This window comes from Ahrensia sp. 13_GOM-1096m, from assembly GCF_000620605.1.
GTDB classification, from domain to species: domain Bacteria; phylum Pseudomonadota; class Alphaproteobacteria; order Rhizobiales; family Rhizobiaceae; genus Ahrensia; species Ahrensia kielensis.
Genome location: NZ_JIAX01000006.1, coordinates 464483 through 488954 on the forward strand (window position 1 = coordinate 464483; position 24472 = coordinate 488954).

24 protein-coding genes and 1 pseudogene are annotated in these 24472 nt (G+C 48.1%); 13 read left to right on the plus strand and 12 right to left on the minus strand.

Annotation, left to right across the window (positions count from 1 at the left end; all coding sequences use genetic code 11):
* The first annotated feature begins 89 nt into the window (after positions 1-89).
* Positions 90-653: a hypothetical protein gene (locus N530_RS17310; protein ID WP_051540711.1), complete on the plus strand. Its 564-nt coding sequence runs from the start codon at positions 90-92 to the stop codon at positions 651-653.
* Between the two features lie 8 nt (positions 654-661).
* Here the strand turns inward: N530_RS17310 and N530_RS0102630 are convergent, their stop codons facing one another.
* Positions 662-1120, minus strand: coding sequence for a nucleoside deaminase (locus tag N530_RS0102630; protein ID WP_026479427.1), 459 nt, complete (start codon positions 1118-1120; stop codon positions 662-664).
* A gap of 68 nt (positions 1121-1188) precedes the next feature.
* On the opposite strand from N530_RS0102630, the gene N530_RS0102635 reads away from it, so the two are divergent.
* Genes N530_RS0102635 through N530_RS0102645 form a run of 3 tightly spaced genes read left to right on the plus strand, consistent with a single transcriptional unit; the run spans position 1189 to position 4096 of the window.
* Positions 1189-2631, plus strand: a complete 1443-nt coding sequence (locus N530_RS0102635; protein WP_018688609.1) for a pseudouridine synthase — start codon at positions 1189-1191, stop codon at positions 2629-2631.
* Positions 2632-2640: 9 nt separating this feature from the next.
* Positions 2641-3207 carry a 16S rRNA (guanine(966)-N(2))-methyltransferase RsmD gene (gene rsmD, locus N530_RS0102640; protein ID WP_026479428.1) on the plus strand — a complete coding sequence of 189 codons (567 nt, stop codon included), beginning with the start codon at positions 2641-2643 and terminating at the stop codon, positions 3205-3207.
* A gap of 7 nt (positions 3208-3214) precedes the next feature.
* Positions 3215-4096 carry a patatin-like phospholipase family protein gene (locus N530_RS0102645; RefSeq protein ID WP_026479429.1) on the plus strand — a complete coding sequence of 294 codons (882 nt, stop codon included), beginning with the start codon at positions 3215-3217 and terminating at the stop codon, positions 4094-4096.
* A 17-nt stretch (positions 4097-4113) separates the two neighbouring features.
* Here the strand turns inward: N530_RS0102645 and N530_RS0102650 are convergent, their stop codons facing one another.
* The 3 genes from N530_RS0102650 to N530_RS0102660 are packed head-to-tail and all read right to left on the minus strand — an operon-like array spanning position 4114 to position 7795.
* Positions 4114-5547, minus strand: coding sequence for an MATE family efflux transporter (locus N530_RS0102650; protein ID WP_026479430.1), 1434 nt, complete (start codon positions 5545-5547; stop codon positions 4114-4116).
* Positions 5544-5960 (minus strand): VOC family protein, encoded by a 417-nt coding sequence (locus N530_RS0102655; RefSeq protein WP_026479431.1) that lies wholly within the window; start codon positions 5958-5960, stop codon positions 5544-5546. Before N530_RS0102655 ends, N530_RS0102650 begins: the two co-directional genes overlap by 4 nt.
* A gap of 11 nt (positions 5961-5971) precedes the next feature.
* On the minus strand, positions 5972-7795 hold the full coding sequence (locus N530_RS0102660; protein ID WP_026479432.1) for a monovalent cation:proton antiporter-2 (CPA2) family protein: 1824 nt from the start codon (positions 7793-7795) through the stop codon (positions 5972-5974).
* A 186-nt stretch (positions 7796-7981) separates the two neighbouring features.
* Here N530_RS0102660 and N530_RS0102665 point away from each other — a divergent pair, with 186 nt between their 5' ends.
* From N530_RS0102665 to lpxK, 5 genes are all read left to right on the plus strand, one after another.
* Positions 7982-9319, plus strand: coding sequence for a TldD/PmbA family protein (locus N530_RS0102665; RefSeq protein ID WP_026479433.1), 1338 nt, complete (start codon positions 7982-7984; stop codon positions 9317-9319).
* 2 nt (positions 9320-9321) lie between these two features.
* Positions 9322-10158: a 3'(2'),5'-bisphosphate nucleotidase CysQ gene (locus N530_RS0102670; RefSeq protein WP_051540712.1), complete on the plus strand. Its 837-nt coding sequence runs from the start codon at positions 9322-9324 to the stop codon at positions 10156-10158.
* A gap of 34 nt (positions 10159-10192) precedes the next feature.
* Positions 10193-10432, plus strand: a complete 240-nt coding sequence (locus N530_RS0102675; RefSeq protein WP_018688601.1) for a DUF4170 domain-containing protein — start codon at positions 10193-10195, stop codon at positions 10430-10432.
* Positions 10433-10619: 187 nt separating this feature from the next.
* Positions 10620-11993, plus strand: coding sequence for a lipid IV(A) 3-deoxy-D-manno-octulosonic acid transferase (waaA, locus tag N530_RS0102680; RefSeq protein WP_026479435.1), 1374 nt, complete (start codon positions 10620-10622; stop codon positions 11991-11993).
* A complete protein-coding gene (gene lpxK, locus N530_RS0102685; protein ID WP_026479436.1) occupies positions 11980-13020 on the plus strand; it encodes a tetraacyldisaccharide 4'-kinase in 1041 nt (346 codons plus the stop codon). Before waaA ends, lpxK begins: the two co-directional genes overlap by 14 nt.
* Here lpxK and N530_RS0102690 read toward each other — a convergent pair.
* Positions 13013-13228 carry a DUF2093 domain-containing protein gene (locus tag N530_RS0102690; protein ID WP_026479437.1) on the minus strand — a complete coding sequence of 72 codons (216 nt, stop codon included), beginning with the start codon at positions 13226-13228 and terminating at the stop codon, positions 13013-13015. The two genes, lpxK and N530_RS0102690, sit on opposite strands and share 8 nt — an antisense overlap.
* A gap of 84 nt (positions 13229-13312) precedes the next feature.
* Positions 13313-15163, minus strand: a complete 1851-nt coding sequence (gene mutL / locus N530_RS0102695) for a DNA mismatch repair endonuclease MutL (protein ID WP_026479438.1) — start codon at positions 15161-15163, stop codon at positions 13313-13315.
* Between the two features lie 128 nt (positions 15164-15291).
* On the opposite strand from mutL, the gene N530_RS0102700 reads away from it, so the two are divergent.
* Positions 15292-15633, plus strand: a complete 342-nt coding sequence (locus N530_RS0102700; protein WP_026317289.1) for a TIGR01244 family sulfur transferase — start codon at positions 15292-15294, stop codon at positions 15631-15633.
* 46 nt (positions 15634-15679) lie between these two features.
* Here the strand turns inward: N530_RS0102700 and N530_RS19295 are convergent.
* The 6 genes and pseudogenes from N530_RS19295 to N530_RS0102725 all read right to left on the minus strand — a co-directional run.
* Positions 15680-16160, minus strand: a pseudogene (locus N530_RS19295) (helix-turn-helix domain-containing protein); the annotation flags it as partial.
* Positions 16161-16707: 547 nt separating this feature from the next.
* A complete protein-coding gene (locus N530_RS0102705; protein ID WP_026479439.1) occupies positions 16708-17196 on the minus strand; it encodes a hypothetical protein in 489 nt (162 codons plus the stop codon).
* Positions 17193-17948: an ABC transporter ATP-binding protein gene (locus N530_RS0102710; RefSeq protein ID WP_026479440.1), complete on the minus strand. Its 756-nt coding sequence runs from the start codon at positions 17946-17948 to the stop codon at positions 17193-17195. Before N530_RS0102710 ends, N530_RS0102705 begins: the two co-directional genes overlap by 4 nt.
* The gene (locus N530_RS0102715) at positions 17945-18781 is read right to left on the minus strand and encodes an ABC transporter ATP-binding protein (protein ID WP_035266260.1); all 837 of its coding nucleotides are present in this window, start codon (positions 18779-18781) and stop codon (positions 17945-17947) included. The genes N530_RS0102710 and N530_RS0102715 overlap by 4 nt, the downstream gene beginning before the upstream one ends.
* Entirely contained in the window at positions 18781-19683 is a 903-nt protein-coding gene (locus tag N530_RS0102720; protein ID WP_026479442.1) for an ABC transporter permease, read from the minus strand. The genes N530_RS0102715 and N530_RS0102720 overlap by 1 nt, the downstream gene beginning before the upstream one ends.
* Before the next feature lie 9 nt (positions 19684-19692).
* Positions 19693-20736: an ABC transporter permease gene (locus N530_RS0102725; RefSeq protein ID WP_026479443.1), complete on the minus strand. Its 1044-nt coding sequence runs from the start codon at positions 20734-20736 to the stop codon at positions 19693-19695.
* Between the two features lie 280 nt (positions 20737-21016).
* On the opposite strand from N530_RS0102725, the gene N530_RS0102730 reads away from it, so the two are divergent.
* The 3 genes from N530_RS0102730 to N530_RS0102740 all read left to right on the plus strand — a co-directional run bounded on the left by N530_RS0102730 (position 21017) and on the right by N530_RS0102740 (position 24442).
* Positions 21017-21670: a helix-turn-helix domain-containing protein gene (locus tag N530_RS0102730; protein ID WP_026479444.1), complete on the plus strand. Its 654-nt coding sequence runs from the start codon at positions 21017-21019 to the stop codon at positions 21668-21670.
* Between the two features lies 1 nt (position 21671).
* Positions 21672-23261 (plus strand): ABC transporter substrate-binding protein, encoded by a 1590-nt coding sequence (locus tag N530_RS0102735; protein WP_026479445.1) that lies wholly within the window; start codon positions 21672-21674, stop codon positions 23259-23261.
* 77 nt (positions 23262-23338) lie between these two features.
* Positions 23339-24442, plus strand: coding sequence for a Xaa-Pro peptidase family protein (locus N530_RS0102740; RefSeq protein WP_026479446.1), 1104 nt, complete (start codon positions 23339-23341; stop codon positions 24440-24442).
* Positions 24443-24472 lie beyond the last annotated feature (30 nt).

Sequence of the window (24472 nt, forward strand, 5' to 3'; positions counted from 1 at the left end):
AAGTCAGATTTCGCGTCTAACGCGGAGTCTGAATTTAAATGCGTTTATGCGCAGGCCTTAAATCAAGGCGAAACAGGGTGTTGAGTTTGATGATTAAAAATGTCGTAAAAACAGGTGTGGTTGTTGCTGTTGCAGCTTCTGTAGCTGGCTGTATGGGCCCAACCTACGGTACAGGCAAAACATCTGGCGCACATTTGATGGATGATTTAGGCGGCGCGCTTTCATTAGCCCCAGCTGGTCATGATAAGGCTGGCATCCAGTATACGCCGCGACCTGATATCGTGAAGCCTGCTGACACATCCGCATTACCTGCCCCGCAGAAAAAGATTGCTGATACTTCAGCTGAGTGGCCAGAATCACCAGAGCAAAAGCGTCAACGTATCTTAGCAGATATCGAAAGCGGCAAGCGCAGCGCTAACTTTGTAACCAACCGTGCAGATGCTAACGCACTTGGCTCGTCTGCAGGTCCAGGGCGGGGCGCAACCGGCGGTACTCGTACTTATCTTACCGATCCACCGTCTGAATATAATCAACCTGCCGAAACAGCTGTAGCAGGCGAGTTGGGCGAAACCGAAGCGACTAAAGAACGTGCACGTAAAAAAGCACAGGGTAAGGGTAAAAAAGGTTTGGGACGTCTTATCCCTTGGCTCTAAAGCATGAATTAGCGCCGCGCTAAGAAAAAATCTTTCAAGATGCGCGCTGATGCATCTGCTGAAATGCCATCATACACTTCAGGTGCATGGTGGCATGTTTCATTTGAAAAGAAGCGTGTGCCAGAGATGATTGCCCCGCCTTTTTTGTCGAGTGCGCCAAAATACAAACGGCGAATACGTGCGTGAGATATGGCACCTGCGCACATCGCGCAGGGCTCCAGTGTCACGTATAGGTCGCAACCTTCCAGTCGTTCGCGGCCAAGTTTTTTAGCTGCCATCCTTATTGCCATTGTTTCGGCATGTGCAGTTGGGTCATGATCGGTTCGTGTACGGTTGCCGCAACGTGAAATAACTTCGCCGTCAAGGACAATGACTGCGCCGACGGGGACTTCGCCCATTGCTCCAGCCAACGCGGCTTCTGCCAATGCGATATCCATAAAGCTTTCTTTTGATGTTGCTGTAGTCATATTCAAAGTTTCTCTCGCAAATATTGCCCTCTTTTGTTAGGGAGCGGTAACAACCAAGGCAATACCAGATGAACAAGAATGATGATAAGCGCAGCTTTAAGAGCAAGCCGACCCAAAATGAGGCAACTTCGCGCCCTGTAGAACGTATCGCTAAGCGTTTGGCGAGAGCAGGAATAGCCTCGCGCCGTGATGCGGAAGCGTTGATTGTGGATGGCCGAATTAAAGTCAATGGCAAGACGCTGACCACACCTGCGCTCAATGTAAGCGACAGTGATATTATTTTAATTGACGGAAAACCTATTCCGACGATCGAAAGAACACGCCTATGGCTTTACCATAAGCCCGGCGGCTTGGTGACAAGCAACCGCGATACAGAAGGACGGGCAACAGTTTTTGAAAGCCTGCCGGATGAATTGCCACGTGTTGTGTCAGTTGGGCGGTTGGATATTAACACTGAAGGCCTGCTGCTTTTAACAAATGATGGCGGTTTGGCCCGTGTACTTGAATTGCCTCAAACGGGTTGGCTGCGCCGATACCGTGTGCGTGCACATGGCAAGGTTACACAGCAGCAGCTTGATAAGCTAAAAGACGGCATTGCTGTTGATGGCGTTTTCTACGCCTCGATTGAAGCACGTCTTGAGCGCGAGCAAGGCACGAATGTGTGGATTGAAGTCGGTCTTCGTGAAGGTAAAAACCGCGAAGTTAAAAACGTTATGGGCGCACTTGGCCTTGATGTTAATAGACTTATCCGTATTTCATTCGGTCCTTTCCAGCTTGGTGAATTGCGCGAAGGCGAAGTATTGGAAGTCAAAGGACGCACGTTGCGTGACCAGCTTGGCGACCGATTGATTGAAGAATCTGGCGCTAATTTTGATGCACCCGTGACCAATGCATTTCCCAATGCGCCGGTGCGCAGCAATAAACCTGTCGAAGATAAGCGTATTGAAGCATCACGCCGTGGTGACTGGGTGTCTGGCACCAAACTCTTAGGCGAAGCTGCCGAAGAAGAAGCACGCAAAGAAGCTAAAAAAGCAGGGCGTAGATACGAAAAGCCCGTTGATAAGCGTGAACGTGATCGCGATAGCTGGTCGACACAGGCACCATCTGAAGATCGCGGTAAAAAGCCGAGCTTTGATAAAGCCAAACGCGAAGCGCGTCCCAGCCGTTCAGTAAATGTTTGGATGGCTCCAGGCGCACGCCCACAAGGCAAGCGCAAAGATGATGAAGCTGAAGGACGAGGTGATGCACGCGGTCCACGTCGCTCGGACTCTAAGAGCGAAGGCGGTTTGCGTTCAAAAGGAATGTACGGCGCTAAAAAAGAAGACGGCAAAAAGCGTAGCGACAAAATGTTTGATGCCTCCGCTTCGCCAAACGGCGACAAAAGACCAAGAGGCGCAAAGCCTGCTGGTAAGCCAAATGATCGCCCCGGCGGATGGAAAGCCGGAGATCGTTCGAAATCTGGCAAACCGACGGCAGGCCGCCGGCCACCACAGCGCGGCAAAAAGGACTAGAAACGGTTTATGCGTATCGTTGGCGGTAAATTCAAAGGGCGTGCAATTGCAGGCCCTAAAGCCGGTTCAGATGACATAAGGCCGACGACAGATCGCGCGCGTGAAAGCCTGTTCAATGTTTTGCAACATGCTTATTCTGACAAGCTGAGCGGTGGACGTGTTGCTGATATTTTTGCAGGCACCGGTGCACTTGGTTTTGAGGCTATGTCGCGCGGTGCATCTTTTGCTTTGTTTATCGAAATGGGTGCGCAGGGGCGCGGCCTTATACGTGAAACGACACACACACTTGGCTTGCAAGGCTCCACTAAACTTTTCCGGCGTGACGCAACCAAGCTTGGCCCTGCCGGAACTGTAGAACCGTTTGATTTGGTTTTTATGGACCCGCCTTATAATAAACAATTAGGCGAGTTAGCGCTTGTGTCTCTGCGTGAAGGGAACTGGCTGCATGCAGATGCTCTCATTGTGCTGGAGGAAGCATCAAAGGCACCATTCATGATGCCTGATGGTTTTCAACTGATAGACGAGCGAAGCTCAAATACCAGTGTGGTAAGATTTATAAAGCAAATCGAGAAATAATAAGGCTATGGCTGACATGAAAAAGCCCTCTGATAAGGCCACCCCATCCACAACTGACCCCACGATTGCTGTCGCATTTGGCGGCGGCGGTGCGCGCGGCTATGCGCACATCCACATCATCGAGGTTCTTGATGAAATGGGCATAAAGCCAGTTGCTGTTTCAGGGGCTTCTATTGGTGCGATCATGGGCGCGGCAGTTGCATCGGGTATTTCAGGCAAAGAAATACGTGAATATAGTCTGGAACTCGCTAGCAATCGAACTGGTGCTTTAACACGCTATGTGAAGGCACGGCCGAGCGGTTTTAAAAACATGTTCAACAGTGAGTTCAGTATTGGGCAGCTCGACGCTCGAACCATGCTTAAAGCGTTCTTGCCTGAACAGATCAAAAAGACATTCGCTGAACTTGAGATGCCTTTGTCTGTCAGTGCAACAGACTATTATGGCTTCAAAGAAACGGTTTACACCGACGGTGACTTAATTGATGCCGTGGCGGCATCGGCCTCTATACCAGCCGTATTTAGGCCCGTGCAAATAAATGGCCGCTATATGGTTGATGGCGGTATTTATAACCCAGTGCCATTTGATCATCTCATAGGGCGCGCTGATGTTGTTATCGGTATTGATGTCGTTGGAACGCCTATTGGCGATGCAACCAAGGCGCCTAAAGCCATCGATAGCATTTATGGCGCTAGCCAATTGATGATGCAGTCTATTCTCAGCCATAAATTGGCAATGAGCCCGCCGGACATTTTCCTGCGCCCGAATATTTCAAAATATAGGGTTCAGGACTTTTTCAAAGCGCAAAATATTATCGACGACTCCATAGGCGTTCGCGATGAGCTAAAACGTTCTTTGGATGCGGCGATGAACAAGATCATCAAGTCGTAATAGCCGCGGCTCGGCCGCTAGCCAAGATTGGCACCCTTCGAGCTTGAAAATGGAGAGTTGGCCGCAGGCGGTAGGGTAGGTTGTGGCTCGATGCCAGCATCATCTCGCTTCTCAATTGTTTTCAAAACACGAAAACAAGTAATGATAGCCGCAAGTCCGAACATAACAGCGCCTAATGCCCAGCCTGCCAATACGCCCTGTGCGCCATAATATTGAGCACCAACCCAAACAAATGGAATGACGCCCAAGGTTGAGCGGCCCCAGTTGAAGACAGTGGAATAAAACGCATAGCCAAGATTGTTGAACGCGGCATTGGCAACGAATAGCGCCCCGTTGAACAGAAAGCTGATCGCCGCAAATTGGCAAAAGAATATGATTAGCGTGCGCGCTTCACCACTTGTGTCAAAAATGTCAGCAATTGTTCCTGCTAGGAAAAACAATATAAAGCAGACAAAAAGGACATAGCAAAGTGTGAAAACCAATGCGTCACGCATAGACTGCCTGACGCGGTCATATAATTTTGCACCATAGTTCTGTCCCAATATCGGGCCTATCGCGCCTGAAAGCGCAAAGATAACACCAAATACAACCGGTATTACGCGGCCAATGACAGCCCACCCAGCAACCGCTGAATCACCGAAACTTGAAATTTCTGCTGTCACATAAGCATTGCCAACAGGGGTAGCCAATTGTGTCAACACAGCCGGAATTGCAATGCCAGCAAATGGTTTTGACACACGAGAAAATGTCTTGATGGTCGGTAGCTTGACGAGATTATGGACAATTATTGCACCATAAAGTCCTGCGATCATAATGATGCTACGCGATATAACCGTTGCAATTGCTGCACCCGTAACGCCCATATCCAGCGTAAATATAAAGAACGGGTCAAGCACTGCCGATGCGGCTCCCCCTAAGAGCGTGACATACATTGCGCGCTTGGCATCACCAACGCCGCGCAATATCCCACTTGCCCCCATGCCGATAGACATAACAATTGTTGAGGGCAGAACGATCTGTAAAAAGCCGGTGGCGATAATGCGTGTTTCGCCTGATGCTCCTAAAAGCCCTAACAGGTAATCAATGTTTGGCCACGCGGCCGCAACAATGATTGTCATGACGATAGCAATTAAGAGCAATGCTGCGCCGCCGTTTTCCGCAGCAAGCGTTCTGTTGTTCTGACCAAGTGCTCTGGAAACAAGCGCGCTTACGCCAATTGTCATGCCAATGGCTACTGACAATGTGAAGAACATGAGTGTGCCTGCATAGCCAATTGCAGCGGCAAGCTCGGCTTGACCAAGGAGCGATATATAAAACAGGTTAAGCGCATCAACCATAAATATTGCGACGAGACCGAGTGAGCCCGTAGCCGTCATGGTGGTGACATGTCGCATCGTTCCGCCAGTTGTGAACTTGGCGTTACTGGCAACACCGGAAGGCTTTGTCGTCATGCGGCAAAAACCTGATCCATTGAAGTAAAGCCTTTAAACTCAAGTGCGTTGCCGGAAGGATCGCGGATAAAAAGCGTTGCTTGTTCTCCTGCTTCGCCTTCAAAGCGCAAGCTGGGTTTCATAATCCAGTCAGTACCGTCATAGGCTTCAAGTTTGGCCGCCAGTGCTTTCCAATCATCCATCATAAGAACGACTCCGAAATGGGGAATGGGCACGATGTCTTTGCCAACAGAGCCAGCGCTATGGGCCGGCTGCATGTCTTTACGAAGGTGGGCCGACATTTGATGCCCAAACAAACTGAAATCTGTCCAAGTTTCAGATGAACGCCCCGGCGTGCATCCAAGAACATCATGATAAAATGCGCGCGTTTCCTGCAAGTCACGAACGGGAAAAGCTAAATGAAAAGGTGTCACAGATGGATTAGTCACGCGTTGGCTCCCTTCTTAGAGTGGCGTTCTTCAACATTCACGATACGACCTTCTTGTTTAGGTTTCGTGAGTGGCTCAGGCTTCACAGGAGTTGTATGAATCATATTGCCGCCTGCCGCCAGTCCTTCACTTGCTTGAATACGCAAACGTTGTTCATCAAGGCGCCGAACATCATCAACGATGTCTCGCGATTGTTCTTCGCTTACTCCCAGAGCTTCCAGAGTGCTTGCGCCAAACAACAGGCCTGATTCAAAAGTTTCGCGAAGTTCGTACTCCACTTCTTTTGCACGAAGGCTTAAACTGTGGGTGCGATCATAAGAGCGTACATAAAGTTTTTGTTCGGGATATTCGGCCTTAATGAGATCAACAATGCGGTCGGTGACTTGCATATTATGTGTGCAAATAGCGACAAGACGGGCGCGTCTTATGCCTGCAGCTTCTAATACCTCTTTGCGTGTTCCATCTCCAAAATAGATGCGAAACCCGAATTTTCCGGCCGATTGAACACGGTCAGCGGAGTTATCAATAATCGTCACTTCCTTGCCGCCTGCAAGAAGCGCTTGCGATGCGATTTGCCCGAAACGTGAAAAGCCGATCATCAGCACATCGACACTTTCATCGGCACCTTCGAAATCTTCTTCCATATCAACAGACGGGTCCGCTTTTTCTAACCGCGATCCAAGTGCTACGGACAAAGGCGTAAGCGCCATTGATAATGTTGTGATGGCAATCAGCAGGGAAGATGTGTCTTGATCAAAAATACTCATGCCTGCGGCTGCGGAAAAAAGGACGAAGCCAAATTCCCCGCCCTGTGGCAACACCATCGCGGTGCGCAGAGACACATTGTAATCGCTTCCAAATATACGGCACAGCACGAACACCACCAATGATTTGACGATCATTAAAAGCGGCACAGCAATGATAATTGTAAGCCATTCGCTTATCAGAACGCCGAGGTTTAAACTCATGCCGATCGCAATGAAAAAGAGGCCGAGTAACAAACCTCTGAAAGGTTCAATGTCGGCTTCAAGTTCGTGTCGATAAGACGATTCAGCGAGCATTACCCCCGCTATGAATGCGCCCATAGCCATGGAAAGACCTGCCAACTGCATCAAGTAAGCTGAACCGAGCACCACCAGCAAGGCAGTCGCCAACATGGCTTCGCGTGCGCCCGTATTACCTATAATGCGCAGCAATGGTGTGAGCAGATAGCGCCCAGCCACAATGAGAAGGACGATTGCCCCGACAGCCTTGCCAAATTCAATCAAGCCATTTGAATCTGTTTCAGTGGCAAAAGGTGCAAGCAGTGGAATGACGGCTAGCAAGGGGACGATTGCAAGGTCTTGAAATAACAAAATCGCAAATGATTTTTGCCCGTGTTGCCGGTTCATTTCGCCGCGCTCTTCAAGCACTTGTAGTGCAAAGGCCGTCGATGATAGCGCTAGGCCAAAACCGATAACTGCTGATGCTGCTATGCCTTTATCCGTGAGGAACACAGCCAGCGATGTGAGGGCGACGCCAGTTAAGAAAACTTGCAGTAAACCTATGCCGAAAATATCGCGCCGTAGTGACCATAACCGTGAAGGCTTTAATTCGAGCCCGATAATAAATAACAAAAAGACAACGCCCAGTTCAGACACTTGGAGAACTTGTTCCGCGTCTGTAACAAGCCGCAACACAGGGCCAATCACAACACCTGCCGCCAAATATCCAAGCACGGTACCAAGGCCAAGTTTTTTGAAAAGGGGTGCAGCAACCACAGCTGCCCCCAAGATCAAAACGGCTTCACTAAACAATGCAGTCGCTTCGCCGCCAGCCATACTTTTGATCCTTTGAAATGTTATATATGTTATTGCTTGATATTTAGGACAGTAATTAGATTTCTCAAAAACTTGATGAAATCTCAAGCTATTTATACATAGTACTGCATAGATATTGCACGTGTCTTGTGCCAGAAGGCAAGTATAACAATTTGCGCTTAGCGCGCACCAGCAATCGGAGACAATATGCAGGACGACGCTCAGAGTTTGATCGATCACGCTGCCGCACTTGTAGAGGCTGCCAAACGCGCCGGAGCAGATGCGAGCGATGCTGTTGCTGTGCGCCAGAGATCCACGTCAATCCAAGTGCGCAATGGCAAAGTTGAAGGAACAGATGCATCTGAAGCCGACGATATGTCACTGCGGGTTTTTGTTGGTCAGAAGGTCGCTAGTATTTCTGCAGCGACATCAAGCAATCCAGACATGCTTGCCGCACGCGCGGTTGCGATGGCCAAAGTTTCCCCAGATGATGCTTTCAACAGTTTGGCTGATGCAGATCGGTTAGCGACAGAATTTGCCGATCTTGATCTTTATGACAAAAGCGACGTTACAGCAGAAATGTTGACACAAGATGCACTCGAAGCCGAAGCCGCAGCTTTAGAAGTTGAAGGTGTGTCAAAATCATCTGGTGCAGGCGCATCTGCCGGTGTTGGCGGAATGGTGCTTGTAACCTCAAATGGTTTTCAAGGCAGTTATCAGGGAACCCGCTTTGGCTGTTCAGTCTCAGTGATCGCCGGTGAAGGAACCGGTATGGAGCGTGACTACGATTATTCCAGCCGACGGTTTTATAATGATCTTGATCGTCGCAGCGAAATAGGAAAGTCGGCTGGCGAGCGTGCAGTAAAGCGATTAAGCCCACGCAAAATGCCTACGCAAACCGTGCCAATTATTTTTGATCCACGGGTTTCACGAGGTATTTTGGGACATTTAAACAGCGCGATCAATGGCGCATCAGTCGCGCGTAAATCTTCTTTCCTGCAAGAAAAAATGGGTAAGCAGATCGCCAATGATAAGATTACGATTATTGACGACCCGAATATTGTGCGCGGGCAGGCTTCTCGGCCGTTTGACGGCGAGGGCGTTCGCGGTGAAAAACTGACGATGGTCGAAAACGGTGTTTTACAACACTGGTATCTTTCCACGTCTATTGGCCGTGAACTTGGTTTGCCTACCAATGGTAGAGGCGCACGAGGTGGCACCTCCGTTGGTGCATCATCAACCAATGTATGGATGCAGCCGGGCGAACAATCACCCGATGAAGTCATCAAAGCCGTTGGAACAGGCTTTTATGTCACTGAAGTCTTTGGCCAAGGCGTAGACATGGTCACAGGTGAATATAGCCGTGGCGCGTCAGGTTTTTGGGTCGAAAATGGTGAGATTGCGTTCCCAGTGTCTGAAGTGACGATTGCATCGAATCTAAAAGACATGTTTATGACAATGGTACCTGCAAATGATTTGGACAGAAATTACGGCACTGCTGCGCCTACAATTTTGGTTCCAGAAATGACACTGGCTGGCAGTTAAGCATGGATAAGAACTTGTTGAATAATGAAGATGGATTCAGCTACCAAGAAGACTTGGATCTGATTGTTGAAGTTGCGCGTCATGCGGGTAACTTGGCAATGCCATATTTTCGCGGTGACAAACAACTTGATGTGCAGATGAAGGTTGGTGACTCTCCAGTGAGCGCTGCAGATTATGCCGTAAATGCTTATCTTGAAGAACATTTGATGGCAGCGCGTCCAGATTATGGCTGGCTTTCTGAAGAAACGCTGGATGCTGATAAATCTGTGCGGCTTGCTGCAAAACGCACATTTATTGTGGACCCTATTGATGGCACACGCGGGTTTATCAACGGTTCAAAGGTTTGGTGTGTGTCCGTCGGTATCGTTGAAGATGGTCGTCCTGTTGCCTGTGTCTTAGTTTGCCCAGCATGCGATGAAATCTACACTGCAGTTTTAGGCGGCGGCGCTAAACTAAACGGCGAAATTATTAAAATTGACGCTGAACTGCCCAGCCAAGACTCGCTCATCATTGGCGGTGCGCGTGTTTTCCTTGATGCAATGGATATAAGAACGACTGCCTTTTATAAACGCCATCCCCATGTGCCATCGCTTGCTTATCGCATTGCCATGGTCGCGGCGGGTAAAATGGCCGGCACTTACATCAAACCAAATGCGCATGATTGGGATATTGCCGCGGCGGATTTGATTTTGCATGAGGCAGGCGGCGTTTTGCTGGATGCTAAGGGCGAACGTTTTGTACTCAATCAACTGAGCCCGAAGAAGCCGGTTATGGTCGCTTGTCATCCAGAGCTATTAAAAACTATGATCGGTATTGTCGCGGAAACACCGTTCAGCTAGAGCACAACAAGATATGAACTAATGAGGTTTTTTAATGAGCGATGACAACACAGAAAAACAATTGCTTCATATGGTGATTGGCGGAGAGTTAACATCTTTGGAAGGTAAAACTTTCCGTGACTTGGATGCGCTCGATATCGTTGGCGTGTACCCAAATTATGAATCCGCTGTGGCTGCATGGAAGTCTAAAGCACAGCAAACCGTGGACAATGCGCATATGCGTTATTTCGTTGTGCATTTGCACCGCTTGCTTGATCCGCAAGACGAGAAATAAGCGCTTAAATCGAACATAAGATTGCCGCTATTCTGATTTATCAGGTAATCTTCATCACAGCTGTGGGCCCGACTGCTTGACGGGGCCTACAGGAGCAAATTAAACACGTTTATCGCGAAAATGAAATTTATAACGCGGTTTCTAACAATACGTGTGAAACGGGATATTATTAGTTTGGATATTGGTAATGAGTGAGCGGTGGGCAAGTGCTGCGCTGCAGACTTACCGCTGGGTAGGGCTCGCCGCATATCCATTTCTTGGTGCTTATGTGGCATTGCGTGCCTCGCGTGGCAAAGAGCAACATGCACGCCGCCATGAGCGTTATGGTAAAGCTTCTCTTCCTCGGCCTGAAGGTCCGCTCGTATGGGTGCATGCAGTAAGCGTTGGTGAAACCGGTGCTGTTCTTGGTTTGATAGAGCGCATGTTGTCAAAGGGCCTTAATATTGTCCTCACAACAGGAACAACAACGTCTGCCGCGCTTGTTCGCGAACGTTTGGGTGATAAAGTCATCCATCAATATGTGCCGCTTGATTTAAAGCCAGCGGTAAGTCGTTTTCTCAATTATTGGCGCCCTGATGCCGCAATTTTTGCAGAGTCAGAAGTTTGGCCAATGACCATATTGGAGCTTGGTGCTCGGCGTATTCCGCAAATCTTGATCAACGGACGTATGTCAGACCGTTCGTTTAACCGCTGGAAGAAACGATCCGCACTTGCTGACTCATTGTTTGAGAACTTTCATCATGTAGCGGCACAATCGGAACGCGATGCTGAACGTTTTCGCGAACTTGGTGCACGCCCAGTAACCGTTACAGGCAATTTGAAAGCAGATGTTCGAATTCCTTCTGTGGATAGTGAAACAAAGTCCCAGCTCGAAAATGCAATTGCAAACAGACCCGTATGGGCTGCTATTTCGACCCATGATGGCGAAGAAAAAGTTGCTGCGCGCGTTCACCGCGCGTTGAAAAAACATTGGCCGGAACTGCTCACAATTATTGTGCCGCGCCATCCTAAGCGCAGTGCAGATATTCAGAAAATGCTGGTTGAGTATGGCCTAAATGTATCCATGCGCTCGGTCGATAAAATGCCGGATGCAAATGCTGATATCTTTTTAGGCGATACGATTGGCGAAATGGGGCTTTATCTGCGCATGGCAGGTGTTGCTTTCGTCGGCAAATCACTGAAAGGCGAAGGCGGGCAAAATCCGCTAGAACCTGCCGTGCTCGATACGGCAATTCTATCAGGGCCAAACGTTTCAGCATTTGAAGAGGCGTATAAGAAGTTGGTTGCCGCACACGGCGCGCGCTTTGTCGACGATGAGATTTCACTTGCCAAAGCAGTGTATAAATTACTTGCAAATGACAAGCTGAGAACAGCGATGGCAATGTCTGCAGCACGTGTAGTTAGCGACATGGAAGGTGCACTGGATGATACTTGGGACATGCTTGGTCCCTATATTCAACCGCTCATTGTGAATGCACAGCTTGGAAACGCTTATCAAACATCTGATGACGATGACATAAACGGCACGCAGGGTGGAAAGAAACGCATTGGCTGGAAATGAAACGCCTCCATTTTGGTATGAAGCGCCCGGTTGGAAGTCTCGTTTAGCAGGTCCAGTCAGCGCAATTTATGGTGCTGTTGCGCGCAGACGTATGGATAAAGCTGATCCAAAGCGCGTCCTTGCACCTGTTCTTTGCATTGGTAATCTGACTGTCGGCGGAACGGGTAAAACACCCACCGCCATTGCCATTGCCATTGCTGCAAAAAAACTCAAATACCGTCCAGGCTTTGTCAGTCGGGGCTATGGCGGCATTCATGTTCGCTCACATTTGGTTGACCCGAAAAGCGATACCGTTACAGCGGTTGGCGATGAACCTTTGTTGCTGGCACGTTACGCACCCACAATCGTCGGGCATAACCGAGCAAATAGTGCACAGGCATTAATTGATCAAGGATGTGATTTCATCATCATGGATGATGGCTTTCAAAGCCGCACATTACATTATGATTATGCATTAATAACACTGGATGCACGGCGCGGTATTGGCAATGGGTCGGTTATTCCAGGCGGTCCATTGCGCGCGCCGCTGATTGATCAGATGCGCTGGGCAACGGCGATTTTGCGTATTGGTGATGGCGACAGGGGAGACAGAGTTATTCGTGCCGCAGCACGCGCGGCAAAACCGATCATGCATGGCCATCTTAAACCGGCGCGTGTGCGCGGCATTTCAAAAAAGAATGTCCTTGCTTTTGCAGGCATTGGTGACCCGACAAAATTTTACGAAACGCTCTCCAATTATGGTTGCAATCTTGTTGGGACGCACTCTTTTGCCGATCACCATGTTTATACGCACAGTGATGCCCGTCACTTGCTCGATAAAGCCAATGCTGAAGGTCTCGAACTTGTGACGACTGAAAAAGATGCGGTACGTCTAACGCATATTGAAGGCCCGTTGGCCGAGCTAAGAGAAAGAACGCATGTTCTTCCTGTTTCATTGGTTTTTGAAGCCGAAACAGATGTGGATAGTATCATTCTCGAAACGGCTGAAAAATACCATCAATCCCGTATTAAAAACGGTTCTATCTAACGCTTGCCGTCTTTTCAGCCTCAAGTGAGGCTTTAACATCGATATAAGCCTCTTGCCGCTCAACAGACCAATATTTCAACTCTTCGATAGAAATAGGTTTGCCAGTGATAGCGCATTTAACAAATGTACCCGGCTTAATGACACGAAAAACAGCATCCAGATATTTGAGCTTGGCTTCGCTCGCGCCCTGTAGACCATGAATGTTCATATCCGTATCCTAATCAGTGGTAATTTGCGTTGTATCTATTGCGCTTTTGACTCTATCTGTGTGCTCGGTCAAGACAACCCCTGTCTAACGGCGGCCGAAAAGCCTTTCCATATCAGCCAATTGCAACTCAATAAAAGTCGGGCGTCCATGATTGCATGTGCTTGAACCGGGCGTAGCTTCCATCTGGCGGAGCAAGGCATTCATCTCTTCATTGCGCATTCGGCGACCCGCGCGCACGGAGCCGTGGCAAGCCATGGTGGAGGCTACTTTTTCGATCATGTCTTTAAGACGCAGCGTTCCGTCAGATTGACCACCATCTAAGATATCACCAGCCAGATCACGGATGAGGCTATGTGTATCTGTGTTACCTAGAATGGCAGGCGTTCCGCGAACAGCGATTGCACCCGGTCCAAAACTTTCAATCAAAAGTCCGAACCGTTCCAGTTCATTGCTCACAACCAACAGTGCTTCGGCTTCATCTGCATTCAGATCAATAATATCGGGAACCAGCAACATTTGACTTGGCATTACGCGTTCTGAAAGTGCTTTTTTCAAAGACTCAAATACCAACCGTTCGTGGGCTGCATGCTGGTCAACAATAACAACCGAGTTTTCTGTTTGAGAAACAATATAAGTGTCGTGAATTTGCGCGCGTGCAGCCCCTAGTGGAAATTGTGTTTCTTTTCGCGATGCTTCTGCATTGTCACTGCGCGGCGATGCCTCTGCCAAATCTCGCACAACAGGCGGCATATCAGTCATTCGAGATTGTGGATCTTCATGAAAGCTATTGGCAGAGCTGTACGAGTGAGCCGTAAAATCCTGCTCAAGTGGCCTTTGCCAGCCTCGCTGGCTTTCGATGTTTTGGTGCTGCGAATTATTCACATGAAAGCCAGGCTTGAATGCCTCGCTCATAGCACTGGCGGCCGATGTGGAAGCGCGGACGCCTTCTTGCGCAAGCGCATGGCGAATACCGGAAACAATCAGACCGCGCACTAAACCTGGGTCACGAAAGCGCACGTCCGCTTTTGCAGGATGTACATTCACATCAACCAGCGCTGGATCAATGTCGATAAATAGAACAACAACCGGAAAACGATCACGCACCAACATGTCTGAATAAGCGCCGCGCAATGCGCCCAGAATTTGGCGATCCTTAATAGGCCTTCCATTCACATAGGCATATTGATGCGCCGCATTGCCGCGATGATAGGAAGGCAATGAAATAAGTCCCGTTATGGATACGCCGTCACGTTCGACATTGAGCTCAATGCAATTATCCGTGAACTCTTGGCCAAGAACTTGCGCGATACGTTTTTTGCGGCCAGCTGCATCTGCACTACATTTTGGAAAATCAAGGATTTGGCGCTCGGTGCCTGACAGTGAAAAGCCAACCGCAGGCGCAGCCATTGCAATGCGGCGTATGACATCATTGATCGCTGTGCTTTCTGCACGTTCGGATTTCATGAACTTCAAGCGGGCAGGTGTCGCGTAAAATAAATCGCGTACTTCCACCCTTGTACCAGGGTTGCTTGCCGATGGTTTCGGGCCAGACACTGTGCCGCCTTCTACATCAATGCGTGCGCCGTCTGTACCGTCGTGCTGCCGAGATGTTAGCGATAATTTGGCAACCGACCCAATGGAAGGCAAAGCCTCACCGCGAAACCCAAGGGATTGAATAGCGCTTAGGCCATGTTCCATTTTGGACGTACAATGGCGAGAGATCGCAAGCTGCAAATCATCGCCCGTCATACCGTAGCCATTGTCGGACACGCTCATATAGGTTTTGCCGCCTGCCGCTGTTGAAACCTCAACGCGGGTTGCACCTGCATCCAGAGCGTTTTCAACAAGCTCCTTGATAACGCTAGCGGGCCGCTCGACGACTTCGCCGGCAGCTATTTGGTTGACTGTGATTTCATCGAGGCGTCTAATTTGCATAGCGCTTATATAGGCCAAATTGATTAGCGCTTAAACAGCTGTATGATGATATCAACCACTTGCTAAAAACGTTGATTGCAAGCCAAGTGCATATTATTGTGCGTTCAAGAACAATGTTGGATTTAATTATGAATTTGCCTGATGATTACCGTAAAATTGATGATGAAGTTGCTGTTTCAGGGCAAATTACACCTGAACAAGTCGCTGACATTAAAGCTGCTGGATATAAATCTATCATCTGCAATAGACCGGATGGAGAATCAGCGGATCAACCGAATTTTGAACTCATTGAAGCCGCGGCTAATGAAGCAGGTTTAGCTATCCGTTATATTCCCGTGACAAAAATGGGTATGACACCGGAGAATATTGAAGACACACGCACCGCTCTCGATGATTTGGAGCGTCCTATCTATGCCTATTGCCGATCTGGCGCCCGTTCAACCAACCTCTATGGCATAGCCAAGGGCTAACAAATCATAGCTAGGGTGTGAACCCAACTCAGTCTCTTAATTTTTTTTGAAATTGCGATTCACGATTTCCTTCAAATGTCAGGAACGTAACATCCATTTGGATATGATGGTCGGGAACTTGTTTATTGTAACGCTTGGTGTGAATCTTGCGTATACGTGTCCCCTAGGAAGACGGTTCATCCCATTTCGTTTTAGAATTCTCGCAACGGTGGCGCTGGCAATATCAATGCCGTGATACCGTTGCATATACCAGACGATACGATACGAATTGCTCCGAGGTGATAGTTACTGCGCAGATGAAGAACCTTTTCCTCAATCTCGACCGGCGTCCGATTATAGTGCTGTTTTGGAATAGATGGGCGGTTGATTAGGCCAGCTTCGCCTTGCTTGGTATAGCCTTCACGCTAACGATAAAAACTTGAGCGACCTATACCAAAATATCGACATGTTTTAACGACGCTGCCGATATTTTCGGCGTGTTGAAGAATGCGTAATTTATGTTGAACTTCGCGTTGATCCTTGTTCATAAACATCTCCTACTTCCCAGACTTAGGAAATTAACGGAAATGTCCTGCGAGTAACGAGATATCTAAAACCAATTTAGAAGAATTTAAGTAGGCCACAACTTACAAAGCCCTATACCATGATGAATTTGAATTAGACCATTCAGAGGCATGTGATTATTATACTTTTAAATGCCTGCTGGATGACCTTGCAGGAAATTCTGCACTTCTGCGGTCGGAATAATAGGTCGGAATTGTCCAGTAGAATGAGGCAGGGGTTCCGATCGGTCGGTTCAACTACAGCGATTTGCCTCCATCTTCCCAAGCCTGAGAAACTTATTTGTCCCACCCCAATCAAAATGCAAAGCGCTTCAAGCCCAGACCTATTGTCTCAATGCCATGGCGCAATTGAATACAGCAACTGCTGATGCTTGAAATCTACATGAAACACCATCATTACGTACAATGTAAGTTAATGTGGCGACATCGGCTGGTGAGTTAGATGCTGGATATGTGTAAGCTGCATCAATCAAAAACGAGCACAAATGCAGATCCAAAGACCGCACGAAATTTATTTTGCAAGGGCCATTGCCGCCATTGCAGGTAGGCGCAAGAGGTCGTGAACCTGCGCCACACGCTCGAGGTTATAGTAGCCTTCTTCATGCAAAATATTCATTGTAGCGACCATTTTTCCACCCAGTATGATTGGTAAATTGACAACTGAGCCGCAGCCAAGTTTGCCGATCAATTCGGCATCAGGAAATACGGTGTCGATATCAGCGAGCGTGTTAGCAACGAAGCTTTCATGGCGCCCATGCACCTGTTCAAACCAACTGTTCATCTCAACTGGCTTTGTCCCTGACGTAGGATAGTTGACTGCATCATCCGTGTAGACGCGACGAGCCAGCATCGCGTCCATATCCGCTGTCATAACAGTGAATAATTTTGCACCTACAGTTATTTTTGTTAGCGCACAAAGGGCATCAAAGGCTTCTGTGCTGGTCTTGGCTTGTGAAAGAGCTTTTTCAAAAGCTTGAAGTGCTGGTTTTGTATCAGTCATTGAGTGTCCTTGTAATCAGGGTTTCCGCCTGATGCAGCATAAAGGGATTGGGAATAGGGTTCTGTGAAGCTGCCGTCATGCAATGCACTTGCAGGCGCGATTTCGACAATTTGGCCTTTGTTCATGACAGCCATGCGATCACACATGAAGCTTACCACTGGAAGGTTATGTGTGACCATCAAGTAAGTTAGATTTTGTTCGCGGCGTAATTTTTTAAGCAGGTTTAGAATCTCGGCCTGTACAGAAACATCAAGTGCAGATGTCGGCTCATCTAAAAGCATCACTTTGGGTTCCAAAATTAGAGCACGCGCAATCGCAACTCTTTGTCGTTGGCCGCCAGATAACTGGTGTGGGAAGCGGAATCTAAAGCGTTGATCAAGACCCACAGCTGCGAGCATATCTATGACACGTTTATTGCGGTTCCCTATGCCGTGAACAATCAAAGGCTCCATAAGCACTGTGTCTACTGATTTGCGCGGATGTAGTGACCCGTAAGGATCTTGAAACACCATTTGGCATTGCAGAGCAAAATCGCGTTCAATCTTATGGCTACGTTCTTGTCCAAGTAAGGACATTTCACCAGTCCAATCAGGTGCTAAGCCAGCAATGGCTTTCAGAACAGTTGATTTTCCTGATCCGCTTTCGCCGACTAAAGCAAAGCTCTCGCCTTCAGCAACATCAATATTGACACCCATAACGACTTTGGTGTGCCCGTAAGAGACATCGAGGTTTTTTAATGAAATTGCATTCATGTGCCACTCCAAGCGCTGCGGTCTAGCACCGGTAATTCGTCGCGATCTTCTTGCATTTTAGGAACAGCCGCTAACAGGCCGCGCGTATAAGGATGGCTAGCCTTATGTAAATCCTTTGCTGCGCAGGATTCGACAACTTCTCCAGCATGCATCACCAAGATACGGTCACAATATCGAGCGACTAAATTAAGATCGTGAGAAATAAGGATAAGTGACATGCCTTTGTCACGAACAAGTTCGTCTATAAGGTCAAGTACCTGCGCCTGAACCGATACATCAAGTGCTGAAGTAGGTTCATCTGCAATCAATAAATCTGGCTGCGGAATAAGCATCATGGCGATCATGATTCTCTGTCCCATACCGCCAGAAACTTCATGCGGATAAAGATTCATCACACGCTCAGGATCATTAATACGTACAGAGTGAAGCATTTCAATAACACGCGCCTTCATCTCTTTTCGATTAAGGCTCTCATGCGTTTTTAAAGCTTCAACAATTTGTGCGCCAACGGTCATGACGGGATTTAGTGAAAATTTCGGGTCCTGCATAACCATCGAAATGCGAGCGCCTCTCAGACGCCGCATAGCACGTTCAGATTGTGCTTGAAGGTCAATCCCATCAAAGATCATTTTATCCGCGATCTGTTTACCAGGTCGGCGAACAAGGCGCATAATTGCGCGTCCCGTCATTGATTTGCCTGAACCGCTTTCGTCAACGATACCAAGGCGTTCGCGGCCCAGTGTAAAGGAAAGCCCTTTTACGACATCTACACGCCCGCTCGGCGTTGGAAAACTAACCCTGAGATTTTCCATTTCCAATAAAGGTAAGGTCATCATGAACCCCTTTGTTTAGGATCTAGGACATCACGCAGTCCGTCGCCTAGAAAGCAGAAACCAAGTGAGACGAGAATGATGGCAAAGCCTGGCATTGTTGCGACCCACCACTGATCAAGGATGAAGGTGCGTCCACGTGAAATCATTGCGCCCCATTCAGGTAAAGGCGGCTGCGCACCTAAGCCCAGAAAGCCAAGGCCAGCAGCGGTAAGGATAATGCCAGCCATGTCTAAAGTGACACGCACAATGACTGATGAAGTACACAATGGTAAAATATGACGTGTTATGATTCTGGTGTGAGAAGCGCCCAACAGACGCATCGCAGATATGAATTCTGAATTGCGAAATGTCAGTGTCTCAGCGCGTGAAATACGGGCATAAGCAGGCCAGGATGTAATTGCGATCGCGATAATTGCATTTTCGATCCCTGGTCCAAGCGCTGCAACAAATGCCAACGCCAATATGAGTTTTGGCATAGAAAGAAACACATCGGTAATGCCCATTAAAACCTTATCGACCCAACCGCCAAAATATCCTGAAATCGCACCGATTAGCAGACCCAATGGGGCAGAAATAACAGCAACCAAAGCAACGATTGCAAGTGTGATGCGTGCACCATAAATAATACGGCTGAAGATATCGCGTCCAAGTTCGTCAGTGCCCATCCAGTTTTCGGCAGATGGCGGCAATAGTCTTGCGCCAAGATCTTGCCCCATAGGGCTGTGCGGCGCGATTAAAGGAGCAAATATCGCGGCCAATACCAGTGTCAGCAAAATCAACATGCCGATAACAGCCAGCGGATTCCGTACAAGTTGGCGCATCATGCGGTAGCTGCTACCCATGCTTGCCTGAAACTTGGAATTGGGAGATTGATCTAGAAGCCAGTTTTTTGCCGTTGTCATAACGACCTCCTATCGACTGCGCGGATCAAGGACGCGGTATAATACATCCGAGAGCCTGTTGATCAGAATAAATACGGCACCGATCACAAGTGTTGCGCCAAGCACAGCGTTCATATCGGCGTTTAGTAACGCGACCGTGAGGTAGTTACCGATGCCGGGCCAGCTAAACACGGTTTCAATCATCACTGATCCCTCAAGTAGAGCAGCATAAGATAATCCGATAACTGTGATCAGCGGCACGCGGATCGGGCGGAAACCATGTGTCCAAATTACACGCCATTCTGAAACGCCTTTAGCGCGCGCGGTTGTGATATATTCTTGACCAAGCTGATCGAGCATAAAGCTGCGGGTCATGCGCGCAATATATGCCACGGAGAAGAAGGCGAGAATGGAAGCTGGAAGGATCAGGTGGTCGAGCGCATTCCAGAAAACATCCCAATCTGCTGCCAAGGCCGCATCAACGAGAAGTAACCCAGTGCGCGGTTCAACAAGACCTTCATAGAAAATATCAACACGCCCTGGGCCGGACACCCAACCAAGATTTGCATAAAATACGACAAGCCCAACAAGGCCTAACCAGAATGCTGGTACTGAATATCCAAGCAAGGCGAAAACGCGAATAATTTGGTCAATCCATGTGCCGTGAAAAGCCGCAGCCCAAACTCCAAGTGGAACGCCCATGCCAACGCCTATGACAATGCCAAGTGTCGCCATTTCGAGTGTAGCGGGAAATACTTGTAGTAAATCAGAGGCAACTGGACGGTTCGTCGAGATTGAGTGACCTAAGTCGCCTTGAAAAACATCACCAATATAGGAAATGAATTGGATAATTAGCGGGCGATCTAATCCGAGTGCTAGTCGGGCAGCGTCATATTGTTCCTGTGTGGCGCGGTCGCCAACAATGGAAAGAACCGGATCAATTGGGATCACACGGCCGATAAAAAATGTAATCGTCATCAACCCTATGAAGGTTAGCAAGGTGACAACAATAAATCCGCCAAGCGACAAGATGGTTCGTTTTAGTCTATGACCTTTGGGGGCATCTGTACTCACGGGCGATGACCTTTTCCTGAGTGTTCACCGTACTGAAGCGATTAATAAGCACACATTCAATGAATAAGAATAATGCCATCAGACGGTTGTCGTTAGAATTTAGATAAAACATTTTTTTCTAATTGTAAAAAAATATTTTGCATATAAAATTTTTTTTTGTAAGGTTGGCTATGAGAGTAGCAGAACAATACCTGTGTTCAGTAACGACTTTAACTTTGATGGCTGCATCAATTGAGTTCAAAGTGTTGAGCAAGGTACAGCTACTGGGAGGCAAATTTATATGACCCGAAAAAAGAGGGTGGCAGAGCCGCAACTTGGACCGTCAATACGTAAGCGTCGCAAGCTTATGAAAATGACGCTGCAAGATCTGTGTGATAAGTCTGGTGTTTCCGTAGGCTATCTCAGCCAAGTTGAGCGGGATAATGCGACGCCTTCGCTTGGCTCTTTAGCGCAGATAGCTGATGCCCTTGATGTCGGGTTGGAATATTTCATTACGACACCAAAGCCAGCCGATGGACTGACACGTAAAGGACAGCGTGTTCAGTTTTCTTTGACGGATTCTTCGTTGATGTATGAAAGTCTTTCAGCTGGCTTTCCTGGCTCCGAACTATCAAGCTACATTCTACATGTCCCTGCTGGCTACGCCTCTGAAACGGTTAGTCATGAAGGCGAAGAGATCATCTATGTTTTAGAAGGTGAGATCGATCAAACGCTCGATGGACAAACAGTTCGGATGCGTGAAGGTGATAGCATGAATTATAGCGGCCATATCGCGCATTCATGGACAAATCCTACTGAAAAAAAAGCACGTATTTTGTGGACTGGAACGCTTACCGTTCTCAGCCGCAACGGTGCAATCGTATTACCGGAATTATCCCAACGACAAGAGGCGAATGAACGTCCGACTATTCAAACTATGCAACAAGGAGACTAACGTGAAACACTTCAAATCCTCACTTCTAGCCAGCGTTCTAATGCTGCCGCTCGTGGTGCCAACTGCTTTTGCAGAAACACCTGCAGATGCACTCGTCGTGGCACAGAATATTGATGACATCGTCGCGATTGATCCAGCACAAGCCTATGAATTCACTTCTGGTGAGTTGGTAACAAACCTATATGATCGTCTCGTTCAGTACGATGCTGATGACACAACGACTTTGGCTGCTGGCTTGGCAGAAAAGTGGGAAGCTGATGCAGAGGCAAAAACGATTACGTTCACATTGCGTGATGGTGCGACATTTGCATCTGGTAATCCACTCACAGCTGAAGACGTTCTTTTCTCTTTCTCGCGCGTTATCAAGCTCAACCTTACGCCTGCATTTATTCTAACGCAGCTTGGATGGAATGCAGACAATATTGCTGAAATGGTCACAGGCGAAGGCAATACAGTCACCGTTAAATATGAAGGTGATTTTTCTCCAGCGTTCGTACTGAACGTCTTGGCCTCTCGCCCCGCGTCGATTGTTGATAGCGTACTTGTGAAAGAAAACGCTGTTGATGGTGATATGGGCAACGCATGGCTCAATGAAAATGCTGCCGGTTCTGGCCCGTTCACACTTGATCGCTATGTGCCTGCGCAGATGATCCGTATGAAAGCCAATGAAACATACTTCAAAGGCGCACCGGAAATCGACAGCGTGATTATTCGCCATGTTGCAGAAGCTGCAACTCAGCAATTGTTGCTTGAGAAAGGTGATATTGATCTTGCCCGTAACTTGACGCCTGATCAGGTCGCTTCACTTAATAACGAAGACATCAAAGTTGAAACATTCCCGCAGGCGGCTGTACACTTTTTGTCATTCAACCAAAAAACACAAAGTTTGACGGACCCAGCTGTATGGGAAGCTGCGCGTTATCTGGTAAACTACAAAGGCATGGCCGACACGATCATCAAAGGCCAGATGGAGGTTCATCAGGCGTTTTGGCCAAAGGGGTTTCCAGGATCATATGATGAAACACCATTTACTTACGATCTAGAAAAAGCCAAAAAAATTCTGGCTGATGCTGGCATTGAAACGCCAATTAGTGTTTCTCTTGATGTAATCAATGCGCCGCCATTCACAGATATGGCCCAGTCATTACAAGCAAGTTTTGCTGAAGCTGGCATCAACTTGGAAATCCTGCCGGGCACAGGCGCGCAGGTTATTACCAAGTATCGTGAGCGCACACATGAAGCAATGTTGCTTTATTGGGGCCCGGACTTCATGGACCCACATTCTAACGCTAAAGCCTTTGCTTATAATTCTGACAATTCAGATGAGAATTATGCTGCAACAACAACATGGCGCAATGCCTGGGCTGTTCCAGATGATATGAATAAAGAAACCATGGCAGCGTTGTCTGAAACAGATGCTGAAGTGCGCCTAAATATGTATCGCGACCTACAGAAAAAAGTTCAGGAAAGCTCTCCAATCGTGATCATGTTCCAAGCTGCCTATCAGGTTGCAATGGATAATGATGTGTCGGGCTATGTGAACGGTGCGACATCAGACTTTGTTTACTACCGCCTTGTCGACAAAGACTAATATCTTGCTTTGGGCCGCTGCCACATACTCGGCGGCCCATTTTATTATTTCATTCCATATAAATTAAGAGATCAATTATGACCAAGTTTCCGCCTGCAGAAATCCGCCTTTCAAACTTACGAGAGCGTATGGCGCAGACAGAAACGGATCTCGTTGTGCTTGGCCCATCAAGCCATATGGATTGGCTTTCTGGTGTTCACCCTCATGGGGATGAAAGACCGGTTATGCTGGTGGTTAGTCAAAAATACGCAGGCTTTTTAATGCCCGCTCTAAACGCGGCCGCTGCACGTATCTCGACTGATCTACCTTTCCATTTCTGGCGTGATGATCAGGGGCCGGATGAAGCGTTGGCCGAACTCCTTGCCGCATGTGGTGCTAATGTGCCGAACCTAACGGTCGTGCTTGATGAGACGATGCGTGCGGACTTTGCGCTTCGCATTCTTGATGCTCTTGAAACACCAAAGCGCCGCTTTACTGGTGACACTGTAAGTTTGCTTCGTGCATCAAAAGATCAAAGCGAGTTTGAGGCAATTAAAGCCGCCCATCTTTTAAACGATGCTGCGATTAAGGCAGCATTTGAGGCGCTTAAAGAAGGGGTGACTGAAGGTGAAATTGTCGCTGTCATCAATGAGCATTATAAAAAACATGGCGCTGCGCTTGAGTTTTGTTCCGTATGTTTTGGTGAATCGGGTGCTTTCCCGCATCATTATTCGGGCTCTACAAAACTTGGTGCGAATACAGCCGTTTTGATTGATTCTGGTTGCCGCTTAAATGGCTATCCGTCTGATATGACACGCTGTGGATTTTTCGGAACACCTGACGAAACCTATAAGGAAGTTTTCGATGTTGTAGAGCAAGCCGTTCAAGCAGCGCTGGAAGCTTCAAAACCTGGTGCTCGTGCAAGTGACATCGATAAGGCTGCCCGCGATGTTATTAGTGCGGCAGGTTATGGTGATTATTTCCTACATCGCACTGGTCACGGACTTGGCATCGATATTCATGAAGAGCCATATATTGCGGCCAATTCTGATCGAGTGTTGGTTGAAGGCAATGTATTTTCGATTGAGCCAGGTATTTATCTGAACGGTAAATTCGGTGTTCGCTTAGAAGAAATAGTTATACTGCGTGAAACGGGCGCAGAGATTTTCTCGGATATGCCTCGCGACATGATTCTCCGCTGATTAGGTAGGGTGAACTTGTCCGGTTTTAAT

What these genes read in the sequence shown, in the direction of transcription:
- N530_RS17310 (WP_051540711.1), top strand. Translation starts at nt 90, where the DNA reads ATGATTAAAAATGTCGTAAAAACAGGTGTGGTTGTTGCTGTTGCAGCT.
- N530_RS0102630 (WP_026479427.1), bottom strand. Translation starts at nt 1,120, where the DNA reads ATGACTACAGCAACATCAAAAGAAAGCTTTATGGATATCGCATTGGCA.
- N530_RS0102635 (WP_018688609.1), top strand. Translation starts at nt 1,189, where the DNA reads ATGAACAAGAATGATGATAAGCGCAGCTTTAAGAGCAAGCCGACCCAA.
- rsmD (WP_026479428.1), top strand. Translation starts at nt 2,641, where the DNA reads ATGCGTATCGTTGGCGGTAAATTCAAAGGGCGTGCAATTGCAGGCCCT.
- N530_RS0102645 (WP_026479429.1), top strand. Translation starts at nt 3,215, where the DNA reads ATGGCTGACATGAAAAAGCCCTCTGATAAGGCCACCCCATCCACAACT.
- N530_RS0102650 (WP_026479430.1), bottom strand. Translation starts at nt 5,547, where the DNA reads ATGACGACAAAGCCTTCCGGTGTTGCCAGTAACGCCAAGTTCACAACT.
- N530_RS0102660 (WP_026479432.1), bottom strand. Translation starts at nt 7,795, where the DNA reads ATGGCTGGCGGCGAAGCGACTGCATTGTTTAGTGAAGCCGTTTTGATC.
- N530_RS0102665 (WP_026479433.1), top strand. Translation starts at nt 7,982, where the DNA reads ATGCAGGACGACGCTCAGAGTTTGATCGATCACGCTGCCGCACTTGTA.
- N530_RS0102670 (WP_051540712.1), top strand. Translation starts at nt 9,322, where the DNA reads ATGGATAAGAACTTGTTGAATAATGAAGATGGATTCAGCTACCAAGAA.
- N530_RS0102675 (WP_018688601.1), top strand. Translation starts at nt 10,193, where the DNA reads ATGAGCGATGACAACACAGAAAAACAATTGCTTCATATGGTGATTGGC.
- waaA (WP_026479435.1), top strand. Translation starts at nt 10,620, where the DNA reads ATGAGTGAGCGGTGGGCAAGTGCTGCGCTGCAGACTTACCGCTGGGTA.
- N530_RS0102690 (WP_026479437.1), bottom strand. Translation starts at nt 13,228, where the DNA reads ATGAACATTCATGGTCTACAGGGCGCGAGCGAAGCCAAGCTCAAATAT.
- mutL (WP_026479438.1), bottom strand. Translation starts at nt 15,163, where the DNA reads ATGCAAATTAGACGCCTCGATGAAATCACAGTCAACCAAATAGCTGCC.
- N530_RS0102700 (WP_026317289.1), top strand. Translation starts at nt 15,292, where the DNA reads ATGAATTTGCCTGATGATTACCGTAAAATTGATGATGAAGTTGCTGTT.
- N530_RS0102705 (WP_026479439.1), bottom strand. Translation starts at nt 17,196, where the DNA reads ATGACTGATACAAAACCAGCACTTCAAGCTTTTGAAAAAGCTCTTTCA.
- N530_RS0102710 (WP_026479440.1), bottom strand. Translation starts at nt 17,948, where the DNA reads ATGAATGCAATTTCATTAAAAAACCTCGATGTCTCTTACGGGCACACC.
- N530_RS0102715 (WP_035266260.1), bottom strand. Translation starts at nt 18,781, where the DNA reads ATGACCTTACCTTTATTGGAAATGGAAAATCTCAGGGTTAGTTTTCCA.
- N530_RS0102720 (WP_026479442.1), bottom strand. Translation starts at nt 19,683, where the DNA reads ATGACAACGGCAAAAAACTGGCTTCTAGATCAATCTCCCAATTCCAAG.
- N530_RS0102730 (WP_026479444.1), top strand. Translation starts at nt 21,017, where the DNA reads ATGACCCGAAAAAAGAGGGTGGCAGAGCCGCAACTTGGACCGTCAATA.
- N530_RS0102740 (WP_026479446.1), top strand. Translation starts at nt 23,339, where the DNA reads ATGACCAAGTTTCCGCCTGCAGAAATCCGCCTTTCAAACTTACGAGAG.